Origin of the sequence: Halomonas sp. SIMBA_159, assembly GCF_046536035.1 — a bacterium.
In the GTDB taxonomy this organism is placed as follows: Bacteria; Pseudomonadota; Gammaproteobacteria; order Pseudomonadales; family Halomonadaceae; genus Vreelandella; species Vreelandella venusta_A.
This window is the reverse complement of the sequence record NZ_JAWJBT010000874.1, coordinates 1-261: the sequence shown is the minus strand read 5'-3', so window position 1 is coordinate 261 and position 261 is coordinate 1. Positions and strand designations below refer to the sequence as shown.

At 59.8% G+C, this 261-nt stretch carries 1 protein-coding gene; it reads left to right on the top strand.

The annotated features are described in order from the left end of the window. Positions 1-201, top strand: a 201-nt coding sequence (locus tag R0J87_RS21745) for a GTP cyclohydrolase II (protein ID WP_498888907.1), incomplete at its 5' end; no start/stop codon positions are given. Between the last annotated feature and the right edge of the window lie 60 nt (positions 202-261).

Below are 261 nucleotides of genomic sequence, written 5' to 3'. Positions count from 1 at the left end.
GGCGACACGCCCGCCCAAGGGAACGAGTTGCGAGACTATGGCGTCGGGGCACAAATTCTGCTGGACCTTGGCGTCAAGGATATGGTCCTGCTGTCGAACAGCCAGCGTACGGTTGTCGGGCTGGAAGAGGGATACGGCCTCCGGATCGTCGATCAACGTCCGATCCCACACGAAGGTGCTGGTACGGACGGACAGGACTGATTTCGGGTCCGGACTCTGAAACAATACCCGCAGGGGATGGGAAAAGATGAGTGACGGCCA